Source organism: Streptomyces sp. NRRL S-87 (genome assembly GCF_000719335.1).
Taxonomy (GTDB): domain Bacteria; phylum Actinomycetota; class Actinomycetes; order Streptomycetales; family Streptomycetaceae; genus Streptomyces.
Genome location: NZ_JOGB01000034.1, coordinates 115,691 through 139,556 on the forward strand (window position 1 = coordinate 115,691; position 23,866 = coordinate 139,556).

19 protein-coding genes are annotated in these 23,866 nt (G+C 73.5%); 2 read left to right on the plus strand and 17 right to left on the minus strand.

The features are described 5' to 3' along the window. Positions 1-24: 24 nt before the first annotated feature. From IF43_RS0122220 to ggt, 9 genes are all read right to left on the minus strand, one after another. Positions 25-1,446, minus strand: a complete 1,422-nt coding sequence (locus IF43_RS0122220; protein ID WP_030203448.1) for an NAD(P)/FAD-dependent oxidoreductase — start codon at positions 1,444-1,446, stop codon at positions 25-27. 161 nt (positions 1,447-1,607) lie between these two features. Then, entirely contained in the window at positions 1,608-2,435 is an 828-nt protein-coding gene (locus IF43_RS0122225; RefSeq protein WP_030203449.1) for an inositol monophosphatase, read from the minus strand. 97 nt (positions 2,436-2,532) lie between these two features. Next, a complete protein-coding gene (locus IF43_RS0122230) occupies positions 2,533-4,044 on the minus strand; it encodes an NCS1 family nucleobase:cation symporter-1 (RefSeq protein ID WP_030203450.1) in 1,512 nt (503 codons plus the stop codon). Continuing rightward, entirely contained in the window at positions 4,041-5,042 is a 1,002-nt protein-coding gene (locus tag IF43_RS0122235) for a TIGR03842 family LLM class F420-dependent oxidoreductase (RefSeq protein ID WP_030203451.1), read from the minus strand. The genes IF43_RS0122230 and IF43_RS0122235 overlap by 4 nt, the downstream gene beginning before the upstream one ends. 32 nt (positions 5,043-5,074) lie before the next feature. Further along, positions 5,075-6,478: a dihydropyrimidinase gene (gene hydA / locus IF43_RS0122240; protein WP_030203452.1), complete on the minus strand. Its 1,404-nt coding sequence runs from the start codon at positions 6,476-6,478 to the stop codon at positions 5,075-5,077. A 20-nt stretch (positions 6,479-6,498) separates the two neighbouring features. After that, positions 6,499-7,779 (minus strand): aspartate aminotransferase family protein, encoded by a 1,281-nt coding sequence (locus IF43_RS0122245; protein WP_030203453.1) that lies wholly within the window; start codon positions 7,777-7,779, stop codon positions 6,499-6,501. 8 nt (positions 7,780-7,787) lie between these two features. Continuing rightward, positions 7,788-8,627, minus strand: coding sequence for a nitrilase-related carbon-nitrogen hydrolase (locus tag IF43_RS0122250; protein ID WP_030203455.1), 840 nt, complete (start codon positions 8,625-8,627; stop codon positions 7,788-7,790). A gap of 237 nt (positions 8,628-8,864) precedes the next feature. Next, a complete protein-coding gene (locus IF43_RS41770; protein WP_051795824.1) occupies positions 8,865-10,385 on the minus strand; it encodes a hypothetical protein in 1,521 nt (506 codons plus the stop codon). Positions 10,386-11,125: 740 nt separating this feature from the next. Continuing rightward, positions 11,126-12,961 (minus strand): gamma-glutamyltransferase, encoded by a 1,836-nt coding sequence (gene ggt, locus IF43_RS0122260; protein ID WP_030203459.1) that lies wholly within the window; start codon positions 12,959-12,961, stop codon positions 11,126-11,128. 112 nt (positions 12,962-13,073) lie between these two features. Here ggt and IF43_RS0122265 point away from each other — a divergent pair, with 112 nt between their 5' ends. Then, complete coding sequence (locus tag IF43_RS0122265) at positions 13,074-13,799, plus strand: hypothetical protein (protein ID WP_030203461.1); 726 nt, start codon at positions 13,074-13,076, stop codon at positions 13,797-13,799. Here IF43_RS0122265 and IF43_RS0122270 read toward each other — a convergent pair. From IF43_RS0122270 to IF43_RS42180, 6 genes are all read right to left on the minus strand, one after another. Beyond that, on the minus strand, positions 13,759-15,066 hold the full coding sequence (locus IF43_RS0122270; RefSeq protein ID WP_078910359.1) for a cytochrome P450: 1,308 nt from the start codon (positions 15,064-15,066) through the stop codon (positions 13,759-13,761). The genes IF43_RS0122265 and IF43_RS0122270 overlap by 41 nt on opposite strands. A 103-nt stretch (positions 15,067-15,169) precedes the next feature. Next, positions 15,170-15,727, minus strand: a complete 558-nt coding sequence (locus IF43_RS0122275) for a hypothetical protein (RefSeq protein ID WP_051795826.1) — start codon at positions 15,725-15,727, stop codon at positions 15,170-15,172. Next, positions 15,724-17,223, minus strand: a complete 1,500-nt coding sequence (locus IF43_RS0122280; RefSeq protein WP_051795829.1) for a HAMP domain-containing sensor histidine kinase — start codon at positions 17,221-17,223, stop codon at positions 15,724-15,726. The genes IF43_RS0122275 and IF43_RS0122280 overlap by 4 nt, the downstream gene beginning before the upstream one ends. Before the next feature lie 7 nt (positions 17,224-17,230). Further along, positions 17,231-17,911, minus strand: a complete 681-nt coding sequence (locus tag IF43_RS0122285; RefSeq protein WP_030203471.1) for a response regulator transcription factor — start codon at positions 17,909-17,911, stop codon at positions 17,231-17,233. Positions 17,912-18,014: 103 nt separating this feature from the next. Next, positions 18,015-19,691 carry a murein biosynthesis integral membrane protein MurJ gene (gene murJ / locus IF43_RS42175; protein WP_030203474.1) on the minus strand — a complete coding sequence of 559 codons (1,677 nt, stop codon included), beginning with the start codon at positions 19,689-19,691 and terminating at the stop codon, positions 18,015-18,017. Then, positions 19,688-20,854 carry a peptidoglycan bridge formation glycyltransferase FemA/FemB family protein gene (locus IF43_RS42180; protein ID WP_030203476.1) on the minus strand — a complete coding sequence of 389 codons (1,167 nt, stop codon included), beginning with the start codon at positions 20,852-20,854 and terminating at the stop codon, positions 19,688-19,690. The genes murJ and IF43_RS42180 overlap by 4 nt, the downstream gene beginning before the upstream one ends. Before the next feature lie 240 nt (positions 20,855-21,094). Here IF43_RS42180 and IF43_RS0122300 point away from each other — a divergent pair, with 240 nt between their 5' ends. Then, entirely contained in the window at positions 21,095-22,312 is a 1,218-nt protein-coding gene (locus IF43_RS0122300; protein WP_030203482.1) for an Ig-like domain-containing protein, read from the plus strand. Positions 22,313-22,533: 221 nt separating this feature from the next. Here the strand turns inward: IF43_RS0122300 and IF43_RS0122305 are convergent, their stop codons facing one another. After that, the gene (locus tag IF43_RS0122305) at positions 22,534-22,974 is read right to left on the minus strand and encodes a DUF6278 family protein (protein ID WP_030203483.1); all 441 of its coding nucleotides are present in this window, start codon (positions 22,972-22,974) and stop codon (positions 22,534-22,536) included. 84 nt (positions 22,975-23,058) lie between these two features. Then, on the minus strand, positions 23,059-23,838 hold the full coding sequence (locus tag IF43_RS0122310) for an exodeoxyribonuclease III (protein ID WP_030203486.1): 780 nt from the start codon (positions 23,836-23,838) through the stop codon (positions 23,059-23,061). Positions 23,839-23,866: the final 28 nt, after the last annotated feature.

Here is a 23,866-nt window from a genome sequence, read left to right on the forward strand (position 1 = left end):
CGTCGCTCGGTTCCGCCGCCGGCGTCACCGCCGGGTCTGCCGCAGGTGCCGCCAGACCGCCTTGGCCGCGTTGTGGCCCGACATGCCGTGCACGCCGGGGCCGGGCGGGGTCGCCGACGAGCACAGGAACACCGCCGGGTGCGGGGTGGCGTACGGCCGCAGGGACAGTCTGGGCCGCAGCAGCAGCTGGAGGCCGGAGGCCGCGCCGCAGGCGATGTCGCCGCCGACGTAGTTGGGGTTGCGGGCGGCCAGCTGCGGGGGGCCCGCGACGGCGCGGGCCAGCACCAGGTCCCGGAAGCCGGGCGCAAAGCGTTCCAGCTGCCGCTCGACGGCGTCGGTGAGGTCGCCGTCCCAGGCGTGCGGGACATGCCCGTACGCCCAGAAGACGTGCTTGCCCGCCGGTGCCCGCGACGGGTCGACGAGGCTGGGCTGGGCGGTGATCAGGAACGGCGTGGCGGGCGGTCGGCCACCGGCCGCGGCGCGCAGCGCGGTCTCGATGTCGGCGCTGGTGGGACCGATCTGCACGGTCCCGGCGCGCCGGGCCTCCTCGGCCGTCCACGGCACCGGTCCGGACAGCGCGTAGTCGATCTTGAAGGCGGCGGCTCCGTACCGGTACCCGTCGTACACCCGGCCCAGCCGGGCGATCCGGGCCAGCGCGGTGGGCGAGGTGTCGAAGACGTACGCGCGGGCCGGCGGCAGGTCGTCCAGGCGCTTCACCTCGAAGTCGGTGTGCACCTGGCCGCCGAGCTCGCGCAGGTACGCGGCGAGCGCGTCGGAGACGGACTGGGAGCCGCCGCGCGGCAGCGGCCAGCCCACGGCGTGCGCGGCGAGGGCGAAGACCAGGCCGACGGCGCCGGTGCCCGGCCCGTCCGGCGGCGCGATCACATGGGCCACCAGCCCGGAGAACAGCGCGCGCGCCCGCTCGTCCCGGAACCGCCGCATCAGCCACGTGGCGGGCGGCAGCCCGGTCAGGCCGAAGCGGGCCAGCAGCAGCGGGTCGCGGGGCAGCGCGGTCGAGGGCAGCGACATGAAGTCCCGGACCAGGGTGTCCCACCGGCCCAGGAACGGCTGGACGAGCCGCCGGTACGCGCCCGCGTCGCACGCGCCGAAGGACGCGGCGGTCTCGGCGACGGAGCGGGAGAGCACCGCCGCGGACCCGTCGTCGAAGGGGTGCGCCATCGGCAGCGGGGCGTGCAGCCACTCCAGCCCGTACCGGTCCAGCGGCATGGTCGAGAACACCGGCGAGCCGGCCCCGAGCGGGTGCACGGCCGAGCACGGGTCGTGCCGGAAGCCGGGCAGGGTCAGCTCCTCGGTCCGGGCTCCGCCGCCCACGGTCGGCGCCGCCTCGAACAGGGCGGTGGAGAAGCCCCGGCGGGCCAGTTCGACCGCGGCCGTCAGCCCGTTGGGCCCCGCCCCCACGACGACCGCATCGAGAATCGACGGCACCTCGGCTCCTCACGTCGCGACGGCAGTGTCCCTGTCCGTCAAGGATATTCGGACGGACGGCGGCACCCGGTGCGGGATCCGGCCGGGCGTCGGGATCCCGCGGACCGCGGCCCCCGGTGCCGGGCGGCGCGACTCCGGCCCCCGCGCGCGGCGAGCCGGGATCAGGCGGTCCCGGCCAGCAGGTCGCGGACCCGCACGGCGGTGGCCTCGTCGCGCGCGATCGCGAACGGCAGGGCGTTGTCCCGGTCCACCCGGAAGGGCTCCCCCGCGACCGTGTACTGCGCCCCGCCGGCCTCCGCCACCAGCAGCAACCCGGCCGCGTGGTCCCAGGCGGACGGCCAGCTGAAGGCGAGGGCGTCGATCTCGCCCCGGGCCACGCGCAGGTACTCGAGGCCCGCGGAGCCGCAGGGGCGGGCACGCACCCCGGGCACGTCGAGCCGGGCGAGGACGGCCTTGTCCTCGGGGCTGGTGTAGTCGGGGTGGGCGGTGGCCACCCGCAGGTCGGCGCCCGGCTCGGGCGAACCGGGGCGCAGGCGCCGCCCGTTGAGGTACGCGCCGCCGCCCCGGACCGCCGTGGCCAGCTCGTCGAGCTCGGGGGCGTACGTCCACGAGGCGAGGATCTCGCCGCGCACGGCCAGCGCCACCAGCGTGCAGAAGTGCGGGTCGCCGTGGACGAACTGGCGGGTGCCGTCGACCGGGTCCACGATCCACACCGGGGCGTCGCCGCGCAGCGCCGCGTACACGCCCGGGTCCGCGTGCACGGCCTCCTCGCCGACCACGACGGAGCCGGGCAGCAGCTTGGTCAGCGACGCGGTCAGGTGCTCCTCGGCGAGCCGGTCCGCGACCGTGACCAGGTCGTGCGGGCCGCTCTTGGCCTCCACCTCGTCGTCGGCCAGCTGCCGGAAACGGGGCGTGATCTCGGCGGCGGCGGCCTCGCGCACGGCCTCCTCGACGGCGGCCAGGTCATGGGTCAGGAACTCATCGATCATGCCTCCAGCAAAGCACGCCGCGCCGACAACCCCTACCCGCCCGCATGGACGCGGGGTGAAGTCCCCGCGCCGGACGCCCGCTCAGTGCGGGGCCGGCTCAACCCCGGCTGCGCGCTCCCCGGCCCGCCCGCATCAGCGCCACGTAGAGCACCAGCGAGGACCCCAGCCCCACCGCCCACCCGTAGTCGGCGAGCGGCTTGAGCACGGGGATCAGGCCGTCGCCCGGGAAGGGGCCCTGTCCGGCGGCGGAGTGCGAGCCGCCCACGGCCAGGGTGCCGCCCACGGCCAGGGCGGCCAGCGCCTTCCAGTTCCACCCGCCCCGGTACCAGTACGCCCCGCCCTCGCGGTAGAGGTCGGGCAGCGACAGCCGGGTGCGCCGGACGATCCAGTAGTCCGCGATGAGGATGCCGGCCACCGTGCCGAGCAGGCCGCCGACCAGCCCGAGCCAGGTGAAGATGTACAGCTCGGGGGTGGAGGTGAGCTTCCACGGCATGATCAGCACGCCGACCACGCCGGTGATCAGGGCGCCGGTGCGGAAGTCGATGATCCGCGGAGCCAGGTGGGACAGGTCGTAGGCGGGCGAGACGACGTTCGCGGCGATGTTCACCGAGATCGTCGCGACCAGGACGGTGACCAGGGCGAAGAGCAGCCCGAAGACGTTGTCCGTGTGGGCCACCAGCTCGACCGGGTCCCACACCGGTGCCCCGTAGAGGGCCTGCGAGCCGGACGTGACGATCACCGACAGCAGCGCGAAGAGGGTCATCGTCGTGGGGAGCCCCAGGGCCTGTCCGACCATCTGGGCGCGCTGCCCGGAGCCGAAGCGGGTGAAGTCGGGGATGTTGAGGGACAGGGTGGACCAGAAGGCGATCATCCCCATCAGCGAGGGGAAGAACACCTCCCAGAAGTCACTGCCCCAGCCGAGCTTCGAGGGCTGGTCGAGGAGGGGGCCGAGGCCGCCGGCCTTGCCCGCGATCCAGACGAGCAGCGCGAGCGCGCCGACGATGACGAACGGCGCGGCCCAGTTCTCGAACCGCCGCAGGGCCTCCATCCCCCGGTAGATGATGGCGAGTTCGAGGGCCCAGAAGAGGACGAAGCACAGCCACAGCGTCCACGGCTGGCCGGCCACCTCCGCCGCCTGCGCCCAGCCGCCGAACACCTTGCCGAGCAGCACGAAGATCCCGGTGCCGCCGATCCAGGTCTGGATGCCGAACCAGGCGCACGCCACCCCGGCCCGGACGAGGGCGGGCAGGTTGGCCCCGCGCACGCCGAAGGGGGCCCGGGCCAGGACCGGGAAGGGGATGCCGTACTTGGGCCCGGCATGGCCGGTGAGCAGCATCGGCACCAGCACCACCACGTTGGCGAGGGCGATGGTGAGGACGGCCTGCTTCCAGTCCATGCCGAGGGCGACGAGCCCCGACGCGAGCATCCAGGAGGGGATGTTGTGGGCCATCCCCACCCACAGGGCGGCGAAGTTGTACGTCGTCCAGTGCCGCTGCGCGACCGGCACCGGGAGCAGGTCGGCGTTGGCGAACCGGCTGTCGGCCGCCACCTCCCCCGGTACGAGTTCGACGCGCTCCGCGTCGCCTATCCGTACCGGTCCGGCGGTCACGAGTTGACCGCCGGGATGATCTGCTCGCCGTAGGCGTCGATGGTGGCCTCCTTCGCGTCGTGCATGTCGTAGACGGCGAACTGGTGGACGCCGAGGGCCTTGAGGGCGCGGAGCTTCTCGATGTGCGCCTCGGCCGGTCCGAGGAGGCAGAACCGGTCGACGATCTCGTCGGGGACGAAGTCGGTCGAGGGGTTGCCGGCGCGCCCGTGGTGGCTGTAGTCGTAGCCCTCGCGGGCCTTGATGTAGTCGGTCAGGGCCTCGGGGACCATGCCGGAGTGCTCCCCGTACCGGGTGACGAGGTCGGCGACGTGGTTGCCGACCATGCCGCCGAACCAGCGGCACTGGTCGCGGGCGTGGGCGAGGTCGTCGCCGACGTACGCGGGGGCGGCCACGCAGATGGTGACGGCGTCGGGGTCGCGGCCGGCCCGGGCGGCGGCGTCGCGGACGGCGTGCACCATCCACTCGGTGAGGTAGGGGTCGGCGAGCTGGAGGATGAACCCGTCGGCCTTCTCGCCGGCGAGGGCGAGGGCCTTGGGGCCGTACGCGGCCATCCAGACGGGCAGCCTGCCCTCGCGGACCCACGGGATGCGGACCGGGTTGCCGTCGACGAGGGCCTCGCGGCCCTCGGCGAGGTCGCGGATCACCTCGATGGCCTCGCCCAGCCGGGCCAGGGTGTTGGGCCTGCGGCCGGCCACCCGCATGGCGGAGTCGCCGCGGCCGATGCCGCACACGGTGCGGTTGCCGTACATGTCGTTCAGGGTGGCGAAGGTGGAGGCGGTCACCTCCCAGGTCCGGGTGCCCGGGTTGGTGACCATGGGTCCGACGTGCAGCTTCTGGGTGTTGGCGAGGATCTGGCTGTAGATGACGAACGGCTCCTGCCACAGCACGGCCGAGTCGAAGGTCCAGCCGTAGCGGAAGCCGTTGCGTTCGGCGCGGCGCATCAGGCTCACGACCGACGAGGCGGGCGGGTCAGTCTGCAGGACGAGTCCGAAGTCCACGGGGGATCTCCTGGTTCGCGAAGCTGTGGTGTCTACAGGTACTGGCAGGTGGCGCGGGGGACGAAGACGCCGTGTCCGGCACGGCCGGTGTACTCGCCCGCGTCGATGACGACCTCGCCCCGCGAGAGGACGGTCTCGACCCGGCCGGTGACGCGTCTGCCCTCGTACGCCGAGTAGTCCACGTTCATGTGGTGGGTCGACGCGGAGAGGACCTGCTCGGCCTGCGGGTCGTAGACGACGACGTCCGCGTCCGAGCCGGGGGCGATGGTGCCCTTCTGCGGGTAGAGGCCGAACATCCGCGCCGGGGTGGCACAGGCGATCTCGATCCAGCGGCGGCGGCTGATGTGCCCGTCGACCACGGCCTGGTGGAGCAGGTCCATGCGGTTCTCCACGCCCGGCAGGCCGTTGGGGATCTTGGAGAAGTCACCGCGGCCCAGCTCCTTCTGGCCCTTGAAGCAGAAGGGGCAGTGGTCGGTGGAGACGACCTGGAGGTCGTTGGTGCGCAGACCCCGCCAGAGGGCGGCCTGGTGCTCGCGCGGGCGCAGCGGCGTGCTGCACACGTACTTGGCGCCCTCGAAGCCGGGTTCGGCGAGGTTGTCGGTGGACAGGAACAGGTACTGCGGGCAGGTCTCGCCGAAGACGGGCAGGCCCTTGTCGCGGGCGGCGGCCAGTTCGGCCACGGCCTCCTCGGCCGAGACGTGGACCACGTACAGCGGCGCGCCGGCGACGCGCGAGAGCTGGATGGCCCGGTGGGTGGCCTCGGCCTCCAGCAGGGCCTTGCGGACCTCGCCGTGGTAGCGGGGGTCGGTCTCGCCGCGGGCCAGGGCCTGTTCGACGAGGACGTCGATGGCGATGCCGTTCTCGGCGTGCATCATGATCAGCCCGCCGTTGGCGGCCCCGCGCTGCATGGCCCGCAGGATCTGCCCGTCGTCGCTGTAGAAGACGCCGGGGTAGGCCATGAAGAGCTTGAAGGAGGTGATGCCCTCCTCGACGAGGAGGTCCATCTCCTTGAGGGTGCCGTCGTTGACGTCGGAGAGGATCATGTGGAACGCGTAGTCGACGGCGCACTTGCCGTCGGCCTTCGCGTACCAGGCGTCGAGCCCCTCGCGCAGCGCGCGGCCGGTGCTCTGCACGGCGAAGTCGACGATGGTGGTGGTGCCGCCCCAGGCGGCGGCCCGGGTGCCGGTCTCGAAGGTGTCGGAGGCGGAGGTGCCGCCGAACGGCAGCTCCATGTGGGTGTGGGCGTCGACCCCGCCCGGGATGACGTACTTGCCGGTGGCGTCGATGGTGCGGTCGGCCGTCCAGGCTCCGGCCGCGGCCGAGCCGTGTGCGGCCAGGGCGGCGATCCGGCCGTCCTCGACGAGGACGTCGGCGTGGACCTCGTCCGCGGCGGTGACGACCAGGCCGCCGCGGATCAGGGTGCGGTTGCTGCTCAACGGGGTCTCCTCCCGATGGGTCAGACGGTGCGCAGGGCGGCCTCGATGATGTCTGCGCCCTCCTCGGCCTCGGCGACGGTGAGGGAGAGCGGGGGTGCGATCCGCAGGACGCTGGTGTCGTGGCCCCCGCCCTTGCCGAGCAGCAGGCCGCCCGCCCGGGCCGCCTCCAGGACGGTTGCCGCCGCCTCGGGCCAGGCCTGGTCGGTGCCCGGCCGGACCAGTTCGATGCCGGCCATCAGGCCTCGGCCGCGGACCTCGCGGACGCACGGGACGCCGGCGCCGACGGCGCGCAGCCGCTCCAGCAGCAGGCCGCCGACCCGTCGGGCGTTGCCCTGGAGGTCGTGCTCCAGCAGGTACGCCAGGTTCGCGACGCCGGCCGCCATGGTGACGGGCGAGCCGCCGAAGGTGGAGATGGAGTTGGCGTCGAGGCCGTTCATGATCTCGGCGCGGGCCACGACGCCGCCGATGGACATGCCGTTGCCGATGCCCTTGGCGAAGGTGAGGATGTCGGGCGGCCCGTTCTGGGCGTGCGCCTGCCAACCCCAGAAGTGCTCGCCGGTGCGGCCCCAGCCGGTCTGCACCTCGTCGCTGATCCAGAGGATGCCGTGCCGGTCGAGGACCTCGCGGAAGGCGGCGTACAGCCCGTCGGGCGGGGAGGTGAACCCGCCGACGCCCTGGACCGGTTCCGCGATGAGGGCGGCGACGCCGGAGCGGGCCTGGCCCAGTACGTCCTCCAGGTCGGCCACGCAGGCCCGGACGAACTCCGCGTCACTCAGCCCGGCGAAGGGACCGCGGCCCCGCACGCCGCCGTGCACGTACAGGGTCTGGAGCGGGGAGAGACTGGTCGGCGACCAGCCACGGTTCCCGGTGATCGAGACGGTGGAGAAGGACCGGCCGTGGTAGCTGTTGCGCATCGCCAGGATCTGGTTGGAGCCGCGGTGGGCGGTGGCCAGCAGCAGGGCGGTGTCGTTGGCCTCGGTGCCCGAGGTGGTGAAGAAGACCCGGGCGTCGTGGATGCCGGACAGCGCGGCGATCCGTTCGGCCAGTTCCACCATGGGGCGGTTGAGGTAGAGCGTGGAGGAGTGGATGATCCGGCCGGCCTGGTCGGCGACGGCCTTGGTGACCTCGGGCAGTGCGTGGGCGGTCATCGTGGTGAGGATGCCGCCGAAGAAGTCCAGGTAGCGGTTGCCGTCCGCGTCCCAGACGTGCCGGCCCTCGCCGTGGGTGAGCTCGATCGGCTTGTCGTAGTAGAGGGCGAGCCAGTCGGGCATGACGGCCTTGTGGCGCTGGTACAGGCTCATCGGGATCGTCACGGCTTGGTCAGTCCTCCGTACGCGTCGGGGCGGCGGTCGCGGTAGAACGCCCACTGGGTGCGGACCTCTTCGATGACGTCCAGGTCGAGGTCCCGGACGAGGAGCTCCTCGGCCTTGTCGCCGGCGGTCTCGCCGACGAACCGGCCGCGCGGGTCGACGAAGTAGCTGGTGCCGTAGAAGTCGTTGTCGCCGTACTCCTCGACGCCCACCCGGTTGATGGCGGCGACGAAGTACTCGTTGGCGACGGCGGCGGCCGGCTGCTCCAGCTGCCAGAGGTAGGCGGACAGGCCGCGGTGCGTTGCGGAGGGGTTGTAGACGATCTGGGCGCCGTTCAGGCCGAGTTGGCGCCAGCCCTCGGGGAAGTGGCGGTCGTAGCAGATGTAGACGCCGACCCTGCCGACGGCGGTGTCGAACACCGGCCAGCCGAGGTTGCCCGGGCGGAAGTAGTACTTCTCCCAGAAGCCCTTGACCTGCGGGATGTGGTGCTTGCGGTACTTGCCGAGGTAGCTGCCGTCGGAGTCGATGACGGCCGCCGTGTTGTAGTAGAAGCCCTCGCTCTCGACCTCGAAGACCGGTACGACGATCACCATGCCGGTCTCGCGGGCCAGGGCCTGCATCCGCTGGACGGTCGGGCCGTCGGGGACGGGCTCGGCCCAGCGGTAGTGCTCGGGCTCCTGCACCTGGCAGAAGTACGGGGCGTTGAACACCTCCTGGAACCCGATGATCTTCGCGCCCTGCGCGGCGGCGGCGCGGGCGTGCTCCTCGTGTTTGGCGATCATGGATTCGGTGTCACCGGTCCAGGTGGCCTGGACGAGTGCGGCGCGGACGACGGCCATCGCTGCTCCTTCGACAGGACGTCAGAGAGCCTCTACGCACGTAGACGGAATGCGTAGGTACGAGACCGTAAGCCCCGTCACACTCCGGGGCAAGACCATCTCCGTCAACCGGCAGAGTCGATCATGTTTCGTATTTCGCTGATCGATTTTCGACAGGCGGCGGACAGTTCGCGCCAGGGGCCGAGGGCGGGGGCCACCCCGCCGAGCCCCCGGAGCTCCCGCTCGAACGAGCCCCCCTCACCCCGTGGGCACCCCCGCCACGCGCAGGGCGTGCACGACGTCCCGGTAGCGGCTTTCGGACACGCTGCGGGCGGCCGCCAGCAGACGCTGCGCCAGTCGCGCCGGATCGGCACGGGCCAGTCGGGCGGACTCCTCCGCCGGACGGACCCGTACGAAGGCCCCGAGCAGTGCGTCGGCCTCCTGCTCGCGCCCGTCGGCGGCCAGCGCCAGCGCCGCGTCGGCGATCTCGGCGGCCGGCCGGGCAACGCCCTGGCGCAGCAGCCGCCCGCAGTCGGCCTGCCGGCCGGCCGAGCCGAGCGCGGCCGCCACGGCGGCGAGGCGGGCCGGGGGCAGCGAGGCGGCCTCCCACAGCAGCGTGGCCCAGTCGGCGGTGAGCCCGGCCCGCTCCAGCTCGAGCGCGAGGAGCGGCAGCGCGTCGGGCGGGCCGGCGGCCGCCTCGCACAGGAGGACGTGGGCCTCGCCGGAGCGGTGCTGGGCCCGCAGCGCGATCAGCTCCGCGACGACGCCGGACACGCTCGCGGCATCGGGGGCGAACGCGGTCGCGGCGTCGGTTCCGAGGGCGCTCGCGGAGGCGGGGTCGAGCACGGTCCCGGGGTCGGCGGCGGGGGTGGGCCCCGGAGCGGGGGCGCCGCCGAACCGGGCGCCGACCGGTGCGGGGTCCACGGGCCCGGGCCCGGGCAGTGGGTACGGCAGCGGCTGGGGGGCCGGGCCCTCCCCCTCGGGCGCACCCGCGAACCGGGCCCCGCGCTGCCGGGGCACCCGGCCGGCGGGAGCACCGGGCCGGTCGGCGCGTCCCTGGTCGCCGCGCTCGGTCCGCCCGTACACCCGGAACCACCGGCCGAACGCGGGCCCGGCACCGTCCGGGGCGTGGGCCTGGCCCGAGGCCGGGGACTGACCCGAGGCCGGGGACTGACCCGAGGCCGGGGGCTGACCCGAGGCCGGGGGCTGACCCGAGGCCGGGGTCTGGGCAGGGGTTGGGGTCTGGGCAGGGGTTGGGGTCTGGGGAGGGGCGTGGGCTGCGACCGGATCAGCCCCAGGGGGCGCCCCCGGGGCCGACGGCGCGTCCGGATCCGGCGGCAGGGAGGCGAGGCGGGCGGTCAGGTCCGCGCACCGGGCCGCGGCGCGGGCGAGGTCGTCCCGGGTCCACGCGAGCTCGTGGCCGAAGAACCCCGCCTCGGCCCCGCCCCGCTCCGCGCGCACCCGGGCGGTGAGGACGGCGACCGCGTGCTCCGCCGCCGCGCGCCGCGCCTGCTCCGCCGCCAGCCGCCCGCGCAGCTCCGCGGCGCCGCCGGGCCGGCGATCGTACGCAAGTGCCGCCGCCGACCACTGCGCGCCGACGAAGGCGCCCCACTCCCCCGCGGCACCGGATCCGCGCAGGCCCGCGAGGTCCTGGAGCAGGGACTCGACCATGTCCCACGGGGGCACCGCACCACCTTCCAGGCAGGTCCGCAGCCCGTCCGGATCGCGGCGCAGGAACTCCGCGTACCACCCGGCCGCCGGGTCCAGTTGCGCGATCAACTCCCTTAGAACACTGGAGAATTGCTGTACCGCATCGGTTCGGTGCGTGTCCATGGCGTGCATTGGACCGCACCGGTGTTACGAGAGCACTACGGGAGTCTCAAAGCTTGACGGCCGCGGGCGCGCGCCGAGCGCGCGCGCCGGTCGGTTCTCGGCCACCCCCGCTCCGGGACCCGGCGGACTCAGGCGGGCCCCGGCTTCGACGCGTGGGTCAGCGTCTCTGTAGGCCGCGATGGCGTCGTACACCTCGGCCTCGCACGCGGGCGGCCCCGCGTCGAAGGCGCACGGCACGGTCTCGGCCGGGCGGGCGGGCGGTGTAGTCCACGGCGTAGGGACTCCCGAGGACGGCCTCGTACGCGGCGTTCCACGGCTCCTCGTGCAGGGCCGCCATGGACCTGGCCTGGGCGAGCCGGGTCTGGCTGACGACGACGCCGGGGTGGTGGAACACCACCTCGGCCGGGCCGGGCCGGCCCGGCGGCCGCCTTCGGGGGCCGAGCAGGCGGCCAGCAGCAGCCCGGTCGCGAGCAGCACGCCGAGGAGGCCGAGGCCGAGGCGCTGGGTTGCGTTGGGTGCGGACACCCCTTCACGGTTGCCCGCGGCCCGCCGCGCCGCACCGCGCGTTGCGCCGAACGGCGGGCGGGGCCGCCCGGCACTACGCCGGGCGGCCCCCCAGCCCTACGGCGTTCACGGGCTCACCGGGTCACCGGGTCACCGAAACACGGCCTCACCGCCTCACCGCCTCACCGGCTGCCGGACGGTCGTACGACCATCGCGGAGCCCCCGCCGCGGCGGGTCTTCTCGGCGGCCGCCAGCCAGCGCCCGTCGGGCAGCCGCTCGACACCGGTGGCGGCACCGATCTCGGGGTTGAGCCGGAAGCGGTGGCCGAGGGCCTGGAGCCGGGTCCGCAGGGGCCCGTTCCACAGCTCGGGTTCGAGCTCGGTGGTGGTCTGGTTGCGCTGGCTGGCCCGGGGCGCGGCGATGGCCTCGACCAGGGGCAGGCCCCGGTCGAGGCGCCCGAGGAGGGTCTGGAGCACGGTGGTGATGATGGTCGCGCCGCCCGGGGAGCCGACGGCGAGCACCGGGCGGCCGTCGCGCAGGACGATGGTCGGGGACATGGAGGAGCGCGGCCGCTTGCCGGGGCCGGGCAGGTTCGGGTCGTGCACGGCGGGGCTCGCGGGGGCGAAGGAGAAGTCGGTCAGCTCGTTGTTGAGCAGGAAGCCGCGGCCCGGCACGGTGATGCCGCTGCCGCCGGTCTGCTCGATGGTGAGGGTGTACGCGACGACGTTGCCCCAGCGGTCGGCGACCGTGAGGTGCGTGGTGTTCTCGCCCTCGTACGTGGTCGGGGCCGCGGCGCCGCGGGTGGCGCAGTCGGCCGGGTCGTCGGGGTCGCCGGGGGCGAGCGGGCTGGTCAGGACGGCGTCGTCCTTGATGAGGCAGGCGCGGGAGTCGGCGAACCGCTGGGAGAGCAGGCCGCGGGTCGGGACGTCCTCGAAGGCGGGGTCGCCCACCCAGCGGCCGCGGTCGGCGAAGGCGATGCGGGAGGCCTCGATGAACCGGTGCAGGTACTCGGCGTCGTCGAGGGCGCCGATGTCGGTGCGTTCGAGGATGTTGAGGGCCTCGCCGACGGTGGTGCCGCCGGAGGAGGAGGGGGCCATGCCGTAGACGTCCAGGCCCTCGTAGTTCACCCGGGTGGGGGACTGGACGAGGGTGTCGTACCCGTCCAGGTCGTCCGGGGTGAGGTCGCCGGCGCGGACCTTGCGGGTGGCGTCCGGGTCGACGGGGGGTCTGCGGACGGTGCGGACGATGTCCTGGGCGATGCGGCCGCGGTAGAGCGCGCCGACGCCCTTGCGGCCGATCTCGTCGTAGGTGTCGGCCAGGTCGGGGTTCTTGAACGTGCTGCCCACGGCCGGGAGGTTCCCGCCGGGCAGGAAGAGGCGGGCGGTGTCGGGGAAGTCCCGGAACCGGTCCTGGTTGGCCTCGGTCTGGGCGCGGAAGGTGGCGTCCACGGTGAAGCCGTCCCGGGCGAGGCGTTCGGCCGGTTCCAGTAGTTTGCGCAGCGACCGGCTGCCCCAGGCGTCGAGGGCGGTGTCCCAGGTGGCGGCGGTGCCGGGGACGCCGACGCCCAGACCGCTGGTGACGGCCTCGGCGAACGGGACGGGCACGCCGTTCTCCTGGAAGAGGTGCTCGTCGGCGCTGTCGGGGGCGGTCTCGCGGCCGTCGACGGTGTACACGCGGCGCTGTCGGGCGTCGTAGTAGACGAAGTACCCGCCGCCGCCGATGCCGGCGGAGTACGGCTCGGTGACGCCGAGGGCGGCCGCGGTGGCGACGGCGGCGTCCACCGCGTTGCCGCCGGCCTGCAGGACCGCGATGCCGGCCGCCGAGGCGTCGGCGTCGACGCTGGCGACGGCGCCCCCGTAGCCGACGGCCACCGGCACCTTGGCCTCGGTGCGGCCGGGGTGGGGCCGGGTCTGCGGCACCGTGGATCCGTGCGCGCCCGCGGGAGCCGCGGCGCAGGCTCCGGTGAGGGCCGCGGCCACGGCGATGAAGGCCAACGTCCGCGTGTGGGAACGGCGCATTCCGTACCTCCGCTCAACTGGTGTGCGCGAAGGGTAGCTTCAGGCCAACCCCGTCGTCAGGGCGAGATCCCGCCAGGGTCCCGTGTCTCCACATGCCCTTAACATCACGGCCATGGACGAGGATGTGCGGAACGTGGTGCTGGGGGTGATAGCCACCGGCGTCAGCGGCGGGTTCGGCTGGTTCGCCCGTACGTATCTGTGGCGGCGCAGGCTGCGTCGCAAACAGGCCTTCTTCGGCCTGCCGACCGGCTCCGACTGCCTCTTCGTGGTCAACCGGCAGATGGGCGGTTCCGAGAGCTCGGTGCACCGCTACGACGCGTTCGCGCTGCTGGAGATCTCGGCTCTGATCAAGGACTGCGGGGCGACGGTCCAGATCGTCGTGCACGACACCGCCCGTCAGGGGTTCGGCGACCGGACCGAGTTCTGCGTCGGCGGGCCGGCCTCCAACACCCGGACCGCGGCGCACCTGGCGTCGATGCTGCCGGGGGTGCGGGTGGACCAGTCGGCGGAGGCGGGGCCCGACCGGGGTGCGATCGCGGTCGGCGGGGAGCTCTACCGGTGGGAGAAGGACGCCGTCGAACACGTCCTGCTGGCCCGTCTGGCGACTCCGGACAGGGGTCGGCCGGTGTTCCTGATCAGCGGTCAGACGGCGGTCAGCAACCAGGCGGGGGCGCGCTACCTGGCGCGCCACCACGAGACGCTGGCGCGCAAGTACGGCGACCGCCCCTTCTGCCTGGTGCTCAAGGTCGTCAACTCCGCCGCGTACGGTCCGGACGTGACGGAGCTGGTGGCGGACGTCACCGAGGCGGCCCGGAGACCCGAACCGGCAGCGATTTGATCCCGTTGATGAAGTTGGACACCAAGCGGCGCGGCTCGCCCGCCAGTTCGGGTGCGGGCAGTCCGGCGGCGCGCCACTCCTCGTGGAGGATCCGCAGCTGGAGGCGGGCGAAGTGGGCGCCGAGGCAGACGTGCGGGCCGTCGCCGAAGGAGACGTGCGGGTTGGGGCGGCGGCCGAGGTCGAGCCGGTGCGGGTCCCGGAAGGCCCGTTCGTCGTGGTTGGCGGCGGCGTGGAAGACGACGACCTTGTCGCCGGCGCCGATCCGCTGCCCGGCGAGCTCGGTGTCGACCGCGGCGGTGCGGCGGAAGCTGAGCACCGGCGGGTGGACGCGCAGCAGTTCGTCCACGGCGGTCGCGGGGTCCACGGCGCCGTCGCGCAGCCGGGCGTACTCGCCGGGGTGCCGGGCGAGCTCCAGCAGGCCACCGGGGGCCGCGCTGCGGACGGTGTCGTTGCCGGCCACGGTGAGCAGGAAGAAGAACATCTCCAGTTCGGCCGGGTCGAGCCCGGCCTCGGCGAGGGCGGTCATCAGGTCGTCGCCGGGGTGCTTCAGCTTGTGCGCGGCCAGTTCGCGCGCGTAGCCGAACATCTCGCCCAGCAGGGCGGGCGAGCGCGGGTCGAGCGGCCGGCCGTCGGGGCCGCGCAGCGGCTCGGGGGCGTCGTCGGGGTCCTGGTAGCCGATGACGCGTACGGTCCAGTCGAGCAGCAGCCCGCGGTCGGCCGCCGGTACGCCCATCAGGTCGGCGAGGTTGAGCAGCGCGTACTCGTCGGTGACGGCGGTGACCAGGTCCGCCACGCCGTCGGTGGCGTCCGCGCGGGCGCGCCGCAGCAGGACCGCGGCCCGCTCGCGGACGCGGCCGGCGAAGGCGTCGACGCGGGTGGGGGTGAAGGCCCGGGCGATCAGGCGCCGCAGCCGGCCGTGCTCGGGCGGGTCCTGGTTGAGCATGGTGCGCCGGATGAAGGGGAGGTCGGCGGGGTCCGGGTCGCGGATCTGGGTGGCGCCGAGGTACGAGGAGTAGGTGCGGGCGTCCTTGAGGACGCGGACCACGTCGGCGTGCCGGGTGACCGCCCAGAAGCCGGGACCGGCGGGCCAGCCGAGCACCTCGGGCTCGGCCTGCCGGGCGACGGGGTGGTGGTCGCGCAGGATCCGGTACGCCTCGTGGGGCGGGCCGGCGGCGTGGACGCGCGGGTCGAACACGTCGGGGACCTCGGGGACCTCGCGGGCGTCGGCGGGGACGCCGGGTCCTCCGGTGCTGGGCTGCGCGGGCACGCGGGCTCCGATCCTGGGGCGGCAGGGACAGGACCACCGTGGCGGCAACCCGGTGCGGGGGCAAGGGGGCGCAAGGCCCGGGACCCCGCGCGGGAGGGCGCGGTCAGCGGTGGTCGACGTGGCAGGTGTCCCGCTCCATCGTGCCGTCGGTCCCGGTGAGGACCACCTCGGACGTCATGGCGGGGCTGGTCGCCGCCGCCACGGTGCAGATCAGCTGCTGGCGCGCCAGCGCGGGCAGGTCCCCGACCTTCGTGCCGGTCACGACCCGGACGGCGTCGTCCCCCGTCCTGTCGACGGCGTAGACGACCAGGTCGCCCGCCTCCCCCTTGGCGGGGTCCTGCCAGTCGGGCAGTGCGGTGGTCATGCCGGCGCCGCGCTCCCACGTGTTGGGCCCGGCGAGCAGCATCTTGACGAGGGCGCCGGGGGACGGTTTGTACACCGACTCCACGACGGTGCTGCGGATCACCGGGGTGAGTTCCCCCTTGCGGGAGACGAAGTAGAGCACGGGGCGCTCGTTCGCGGGGCCCGACAGGGAGAGCTTCGCGGGGGCGCCCGCCTCGACCACGTCCGTCCCCTGGATGCCGCAGCCGACGAGCAGGGCGGCGGCGAGCGTCGAGGCGCCCGCCGCGCCGGCGTACCGGACGACCGTGCGGACCCTCACTCGCCCGCCCCCAGCAGCAGTTCGTCGGCGGCCTCCGGGGGGCCGTCGCCGCCCGCCTCCAACGGCATCTCCACGGTGAAGACGGCGCCGCCCGCCGGTCCGTTCGCGGCGCGGACGGTGCCGCCGTGCAGCCGTACGTTCTCGAGGGTGATGGCGAGTCCCAGGCCGCTGCCGGCCGAGCGCGTACGGGCGGCGTCGGCCTTGAAGAACCGGTCGAAGATGTGCGGCAGTACCTCGGCGGCGATGCCGGGCCCGCTGTCCGCGACCTCGGTGACCAGCCAGGCTCCGTCGCCCCGGTGCTCGGCGCGGGCGCTGACCCGGACCGGGGCACCGCCGTGCCGCAGGGCGTTGCCGACCAGGTTGGCGAGGACGACGTCGAAACGGCGCGGGTCGAGCCGGGCCCGTACCCCGGGTTCGAGGTACGTGGACACCCGGGCGGGGTCGGTCCAGTGGCGGCGCTGCAGCGTGGCCCGGACGGCCTCGGCCACGTCGACCTCGTCCAGGTTGAGCTCGGCGGCGCGGGCGTCGAAACGGGAGATCTCCATGAGGTCTTCGACGAGCACGGCCAGCTTTCCGGTTTCCGTGCTGACCAGCCGGACGGCGGCGGCGGTGTCGGGGTCGAGGTGCTCGGCGTCCTCGTCGAGGACCTCGGTCACGGCGAGCATGCCGGCCAGCGGGGTGCGCAGCTCGTGCGAGACGTCGGCGGCGAAGCGGCGGGCGCGGGCCTCGGCGCGCTGGAGCTCCTCGACGGAGCGCTCCAGTTCGACGGCGGACTCGTTGAAGGTGTGGGCGAGGTCGGCGAGTTCGTCGGTGCCGTGGACCTCGATGCGGGTGTCGAGTTCGCCGCGGCCCAGTCGGCGGGCGGCCCGGCGCAGGTCCCGGACCGGGCGCAGGACGCCGCGGGCGGCCAGCAGGGCGGGCACGACGGCGACGGCGAGGGCGGGCAGCGCACCGTCCCGGGCCGCTCCGACCATGGCGTCGACGGTGCTCTCCTCGGCGGCGAGCGACATGACGCCGTAGAAGACCAGGCCGCTGGCCTCTCTGATCTCGCCGTGGGTGAAGACGGACGGCATGGCGACGACGAGCATCGGCCGGCCGTTCTGCGTCACCCGCTGGAAGGCTCCGTGCGGGTTGCCGCGGACCTGGTCGCGCAGGGTGTCGGTGACCGCGGTGGAGGGGACGCGGGTGCCGTTGGAGGAGATGCTGAGGGTGCCGTACTCGGCGAAGACGATCCAGGTGTGCGGCTTGCCGCGCCGGGCGATGTCCATCACCTGGGACTGGAGGATCTCGGGGTCGGGCGGCACGCTGCCCATGCCGAGGTTCTCGACCTGGTCGCGCAGGGTGGCCACGGCGGTGTCCTGGACCTGCTTGAGGACGGCCGTGCGGGCCTCGCGGTAGGTGAGGGCGGCGGTGGCGGCGGCGCTGATCGCCGCCACCAGCAGGAAGGCGGCGATGAGCCGGGTACGCAGACCGAGCCTGCCGGTCAGCTGTCTCACCGCGGGCTCACAGGGGGCCGAAGCGGTAGCCGAAGCCCCGCACGGTCTGTATGTAGCGCGGGGTGCGGGAGGAGTCCTCGATCTTGTGGCGCAGGCGGCGGACGCAGGCGTCCACCAGGCGGGCGTCGGCGTGGTAGCTGTGGTCCCACACGTATTCGAGCAGCTGCTGGCGGCTGAAGACCTGCTCGGGGGAGGCCGACAGGTGCAGCAGGAGCTTGAGCTCGCTGGGGGCCAGCGGCAGCCGCTCGCCGTTCTTGGCGACGGTGAGGCCGGCCCGGTCGATGGCGAGTTCGTCGTGGAAGTCGATGTCGGGGCGGGTACCGGGGTCGGTCAGGCGGCGCAGCACCGCCTTGATGCGGGCCTCGATGACCTCGGTGCGGGCGGGTTTGACGATGTAGTCGTCGGCGCCGGCCTCGAGGCCGACGACGATGTCGAAGTCGTCGCCGCGCGCGGTGAGCATGATGATGGGCAGTTGGCTGGTCTCGCGGATGCGGCGGCACACCTGGACGCCGTTCATGCCGGGCAGCATCAGGTCGAGCAGCACCAGGTCCGGGCGGAACTCGGCGAGCGCGGCCAGTCCCCCCTCGCCCGTCTCGGCGGCCCGCACCTCGTGGCCGCGGCGGCGCAGGCCGAGGCCCACGCCCTCGCGGACGGACGGGTCGTCCTCGATCAGCAGTACGCGTGGCATTGCGTCAGTATCCCAGTCGGTTCATGCGCGGTTCGTCCCCCCAGGCCGTCTCGTCCGGGTCTTGCCTGCCCGGGCTTGACCGGCAGGATCCGAAAGGGACGACCTAGCGGCGGAGGCGCGCGCGGACGGAGTCGGTCAGGTCGGTGATCTCGGTCACCCGCAGCGGGCGGGCGAGCAGGGCGAGGGCGGCGGCCAGCACGAGCGTGCCGGCGGCCGCGGCGGCCAGGTGGCCGAACCCGTCGGCGGCCCGGGCGGCGAGGTGGCCGAGGACGGCGGCGGGTACGGCGGCCACCAGGAGGCGCACGTGGGTGCCGAGGGCGCCGGAGCGCAGGACGGGGCCGCCGCCCAGCCGCCGGTTCAGGGTGTACGCCGTGACGGCGCAGCCGGCGAAGAGCGCGAGGGCGTACGCGCCGGCCATGCCGGTGACCGCCCAGCGGGCGGGCAGCAGGAGGTACGCGGCGAAGGACAGGCCGGCGTTGAGGGTGGCGATGACGAGGTTGAGGAAGAACGGGGTGCGGGTGTCGGAGAGGGCGTAGAAGCCGCGGGAGAGCACGTACTGCCCGGAGAAGGCGATCAGGCCGGGGGCGAAGGCCGCGAGCATGCCGGCCATGACCGCGGTGTCGGCGGCTCCGGTGCGGCCGTACTCGAAGACGCTGCCCATCACCCAGGGGGCGAGGGCTGCCAGCAGGCAGGCGGCCGGGACGATGACGGCGGCGCTGGAGCGCAGCGCGTAGGACACGTCGCGGCGTACGGCGGCCAGGTCGCCGTCGGCGGCCGCGCCGCTCATCCGCGGCATCAGGGCGGTGACGAGGGAGACGGTGACGATGCCCTGCGGGACCATCCACAGCAGGTAGGCGTTGCTGTAGGCGGTGTAGCCGGCGCCACCGGACACGCCCTCGGCCACCGCCGTCGAGCCGGTGGTGGTGGCCAGGCGGGTCACGACCCAGTAGGCGAGCTGATTGGTGAGGACGAGCAGCACGAGCCAGCCGGCGGAGCGCAGCGGCCGGGCCAGACCGCTGCCGCGCCAGTCGAAGCGGGGCCGCCAGCGGAAGCCGGCGGACCGCAGGGACGGGACGAGGGCGAGGGCCTGGACGACGATGCCCGCGGTGGTGCCCCAGCCGAGCAGTCGGGTCTCGGCCGGGGTCAGGCCGTCGCCGGCGCCGTGGGCGACGGCGAGGTAGAGGCCGAAGACGGCGACCACGACGAGGTTGTTGAGGACCGGGGTCCACATCATCGCGCCGAACCGGCCACGGGCGTTGAGCACCTGACCGAGGAGGGTGAACAGCCCGTAGAAGAAGATCTGCGGCAGGCAGTAGCGGGCGAGGGCGACGGTCAGCTCGGCCTGCGCGCCGGTGTAGTCGGTGTACGCGGCGACGAGGGCCGGCGCGGCGAGCACGGCGGCGGCGGTGAGCACGACCAGGGCCGCGGTGCAGACGGTCAGCAGGCGGTCGGTGTACGCGGCGCCGCCGTCGGGGTGCTCCTTGGCGGCGCGGACCAGCTCGGGGACGAAGACCGCGTTGAGGGCGCCGCCGATGAGCAGGATGTAGACCATGTTCGGGACGGTGTTGGCCACCGCGTAGCCGTCGCCGAGCAGCGTGGTGCCCAGTGCCGCGGTCACGATCGCGGAGCGGACGAAGCCGGTGGCGCGGGAGACCACCGATCCGACGGCCATGAGGGCGCCACTGCGCAGGACGGAGGACTTCTTGGGGGCGGCGTGCGCGGGGCCGCGGCCGGTGACGGCGGTGCCGGACGCGGCGGCGTCCGCGGAGGTCGCGGTCACCGGCGGGCCAGGTACGCCTGGAAGGCGCGGTAGAGCGCGTGGTTGGCGGGTCCGGCCATGGGGATCTCCCACTCTCCGAGGGTCTCGACGACGTGTCCCCCGGTGCCGAGCTTCCAGCGCATGAGGCCGAACGAGCGTTCTTCGGGGTCGAGGGTGGAGGGTACCCCGCGCATGTCGTACTCGTCGGCGCCGAGGCCGTGGGCGTCGCACATCATGCGCCACTGCAGGGCGTTGCTGGGGCGGACCTCGCGGCGGTGGTCGGCGGAGGCGCCGGTCTGGTACCAGACCCGCCTGCCGGCGACGATCATGGTGTGGGCGGCCAGGACCTCGCCCTGGTACGTCGCCAGGTAGAGGCGCATGCGACCGGGCTCCTCGGCGTTGAGGGCGGCGTACTGGCGCTCGTAGTACGCCAGGGAGCGGCCCAGCCGGAAGCCGTCGCGCTCCTCGGTGATGCGCAGCAGCCGGTAGAACTCGGGCAGGTCGGCAGCGGTGCCGACGACGGTCTCGACGCCGCTCTTCTGCGCCTTGCGTATGTTGCGCCGCCACTCCTGGTTCAGGCCGGACCACAGGTCGTCGAGGGAGCGGCCGGCCAGCGGCACGCGGAAGACGTGGCGGGGCTGGGCGTCGCCGTCGTCCTCGCCGCCGCAGCGCTTCCACCCGCGGCTGCGCAGCCGGTCGGCGAGGGCGGCGCCCATCGGGTCGACCTCGGTGGCCAGGACGTCGGAGACCTGGCGGCCCGGGCCGGTGGCGGCCTTGACCGTGGCGGCGTCCCAGCGGCGGTAGGCGGGGGTGGGGCCGATGCGCACGGCGAAGGCGCCCTGGCCGCGCAGGTGGCGGACGAGGGGTTCCAGCCAGCGGTCCACGTCGGGATCGGCCCAGTCGGCGACCGGGCCCTCGGGAAGGTAGGCGAAGTATTTGCGGGTCCCGGGGAATTGGCGATAGAGAACGAGCGCCGCCCCGGTGGTCTCCCCGGACGGCGTCTGCCATCCGACCGTTTCCGCGCGCCACTGGTCCTTCACCTCCGCCCATGACGGGTACTGCAGGAAGCTCGCCCGCCCGTGGGCGTCGAGGAACGAGCGGTAGTAGCCGGCGTCCAGGGTGCGGATCCGGAGCTCCCGGTCCTGCTGGTGCGGGGGGTTGGTGGTGACGAGCAACGCGCACACGGCGAGGGCCTTCCTGTACGTCCTAGCGGGATGCACAGGACTCTCACAGGGGTGCGTGACCGGATCGCGCGGCGAATGTGACCGGACCATGACCGTTCTGCTGCGGTCGACGTCACAACGCGAAATCCCGACTCTTCTCGCGGAATCCGCAACCTATCGTCGCCGTATCCGCTCCTACTTTGCGGACATACACAGTTTTTCGGAGGGGTTTCGTTGAGCCGTTCACGCCGTACCGCCGCCCTGTCGCGCCGCCGGGTCCTCGCCGGACGCGGGCGCCATGCCGCGATCGCGGGCACCGCGGTCCTGGCCGCCGCGCTGTCCGCCTGCTCGGGGTCCGGCGGTGCGGACAGCGGGGCGGGGAAGGCCGACATGAAGAACAAGGCGCCGATGGCCATTTCCGTGAACGCGACGGGCGGCAAGGCCAAGGCGGGCGAGCCGGTGAAGGTGACGGTCGCGGCGGGCAAGCTGACGTCGGTGAAGGTGACCGACACCAAGGGCGGCGAGCTGGCCGGCCGGATAGCCCCCGACGGCCGCAGCTGGACCTCGGAGCGCAACGCGGCGCCGGGTACCTCGTACAAGGTCGAGGCGAAGAGCAACGAGGGCGGCTCGGCCACCTCCGCCTTCGCGACGGACGCCGCCGACAAGGTCAACAAGATCACCATCATGCCCGGCAAGGGCGGCACCTACGGCGTGGGCCAGCCCATCTCGCTGGTCTTCGACAACCCGGTCAAGAACAAGGCCGCGGTCGAGCGGCAGCTGAAGGTGACCACCTCGAACGGCACCGAGGGCTCCTGGGGCTGGATGAAGGACTACTCGGGCAACGACCGGGTGGACTGGCGGCCGAAGGACTACTGGAAGGCCGGCACCGAGGTCAAGCTCCAGATGAACCTCAACGGCGTCGACTCGGGCCCCGGCGGCGGCTACTTCGTGCGCGACTACAACACCGGCTTCACCATCGGCAAGGACCAGCGGATCACGGTGGACCTCGACGCCCACCAGCTGGTCATGACCCGCGACGGGCAGCAGGTGAAGAAGATCCCGATCTCGGCCGGCACGCCCGGCGGCCAGAAGGCCTCCTGGCTGGGCAAGATGGTGGTGATGGCGAAGGAGGGCACCATCCGGATGGACTCCCAGACGGTGGGCCTGGGCGACGCCTACGACAAGATGGTCGACTACTCGATGCGACTGACCTGGTCGGGCATGTACGCGCACGCGGCGCCGTGGAACGAGGGCAACTTCGGCGTCCGGAACTCCTCCTCGGGCTGCGTCGGGATGAGCACCTCGAACGCCTCCGACCTGTACGCCGCCGTGCAGCCGGGCGACCCGTTCGAAGTGACCGGCTCGGGCTCGAAGGGCAAGGCGGACGTGGGCAACGGCTACGGCGAGTGGAACCTGTCCTGGGCCGACTGGCAGGCCAAGAGCGCCCTGGCCAGCAACCAGGGCGGCACCGACTCCTGACCCCACCGGCGCGCAGCTGACCTTCTGCTCACCGGCGACCGATCCCTCGTACGTCTCGGTCCCGCTGCGCGAGCAGTGATCTCCGGCTGCCGCCGGCCCGGGGCGGTCACTCCGTTTCTCCTGCCCTCCACCCCTCTCGGCGTGCTTCGGCCGGACGCAAACTATCCGCCCGGGAGGGGCACTTCACCTCGACACGCATAAGGGCGGCATAAAGCCTACGGTCAGCCTTCGGAGGCCTCCGCGTACACCTGGTAGAGCTCCGGAGAGCCGGTCACCGCCCAGGAGACGCCCGCCTCGACCACGTTCAGCTCACGCCCGGAGGCCAGCCGGATCACCGGCTGGCCACTGGGCCACACGTGCCAGCCGGCGCCGGGGACGGTACGGATGATCACGGTGCCGAGGTACAGCCCGGCGTCGTTCCCGAGCCACGGCACGGCCTCCGGATCCCGGCGCCAGCGCGGCATCAGCTGGTCGAGGGCCTCCAACGAGGCGGGCGTCTCATCGAGTTCGAGGCCCGCCGCCCCCGCCTGGACCCGGAGCAGCTCGCACTCCGAGAACAGCTCGACCACACCCTCCGGATCCTCGGCCAGGGCGAGGGCCAGCGCCCGCCCTTGTCCGGATTCGTTCCGCTTTCGCCAGGTGTCCAGAAAGGGGATGTTCATCCGTCCAGCGTCGCACCCCCACCCGGCCGGGCGCCACAGGCGCGCCCGCCCCGGATCCGCGTGGGGGCGCGCCCGGAGGGCCGGTCAGAGCTCCAGGTCGACGACCACCGGGGCGTGGTCGGAGGCACCCTTGCCCTTGCGCTCCTCGCGGTCCACGTACGCGTCCTTGACCGCCTTCTGGAAGGCGGGGTTGGCGTACACCAGGTCGATGCGCATGCCCCGGTTCTTCGGGAAGGCCAGCTGGCGGTAGTCCCAGTACGTGAACGGGTGGTCGTACTTCAGCGGGCGCGGCACTACGTCCGTCAGGCCGGCGGCGCGCAGCGCCTCCAGGGCGGCCCGCTCCGGGGCGGAGACGTGGGTGAGGCCGTCGAAGGCCGCGATGTCCCACACGTCGGCGTCCGTGGGCGCCACGTTGTAGTCCCCGAGGACCGCGAAGGGGCGGTCGCCCGCCGCGTCCTGCCCGACCGCGGTGGTCAGGGCGCGGAACCAGTCCAGCTTGTACCCGTAGTGGTCGTGCGCGACCTCGCGGCCGTTGGGCACGTACACCGACCAGACCCGCACCCCGCCGCAGGTGGCGGAGATGGCGCGGGGCTCGTCGACACCCTCGTAGAGGGGGCCGCCGGTCAGCCCCGCCACCACGTCCTCCATGCCGACCTTCGACAGCAGGGCCACCCCGTTCCACCGGCCCGTGGCGTTGACGGCCGACTCGTACCCCAGCTCACGCAGCTCGGCGTGCGGGAACTGCTCGGCGGAGCACTTGGTCTCCTGGATGCACAGCACGTCGGTGCCGCTGTTCTCCAGCCAGGCCAGGAGACGCGGCAGCCGGGCGGTGATCGAGTTGACGTTCCAGGTGGCGATACGCATGGAGCCAACCTACCGCCCGGCTGTGACA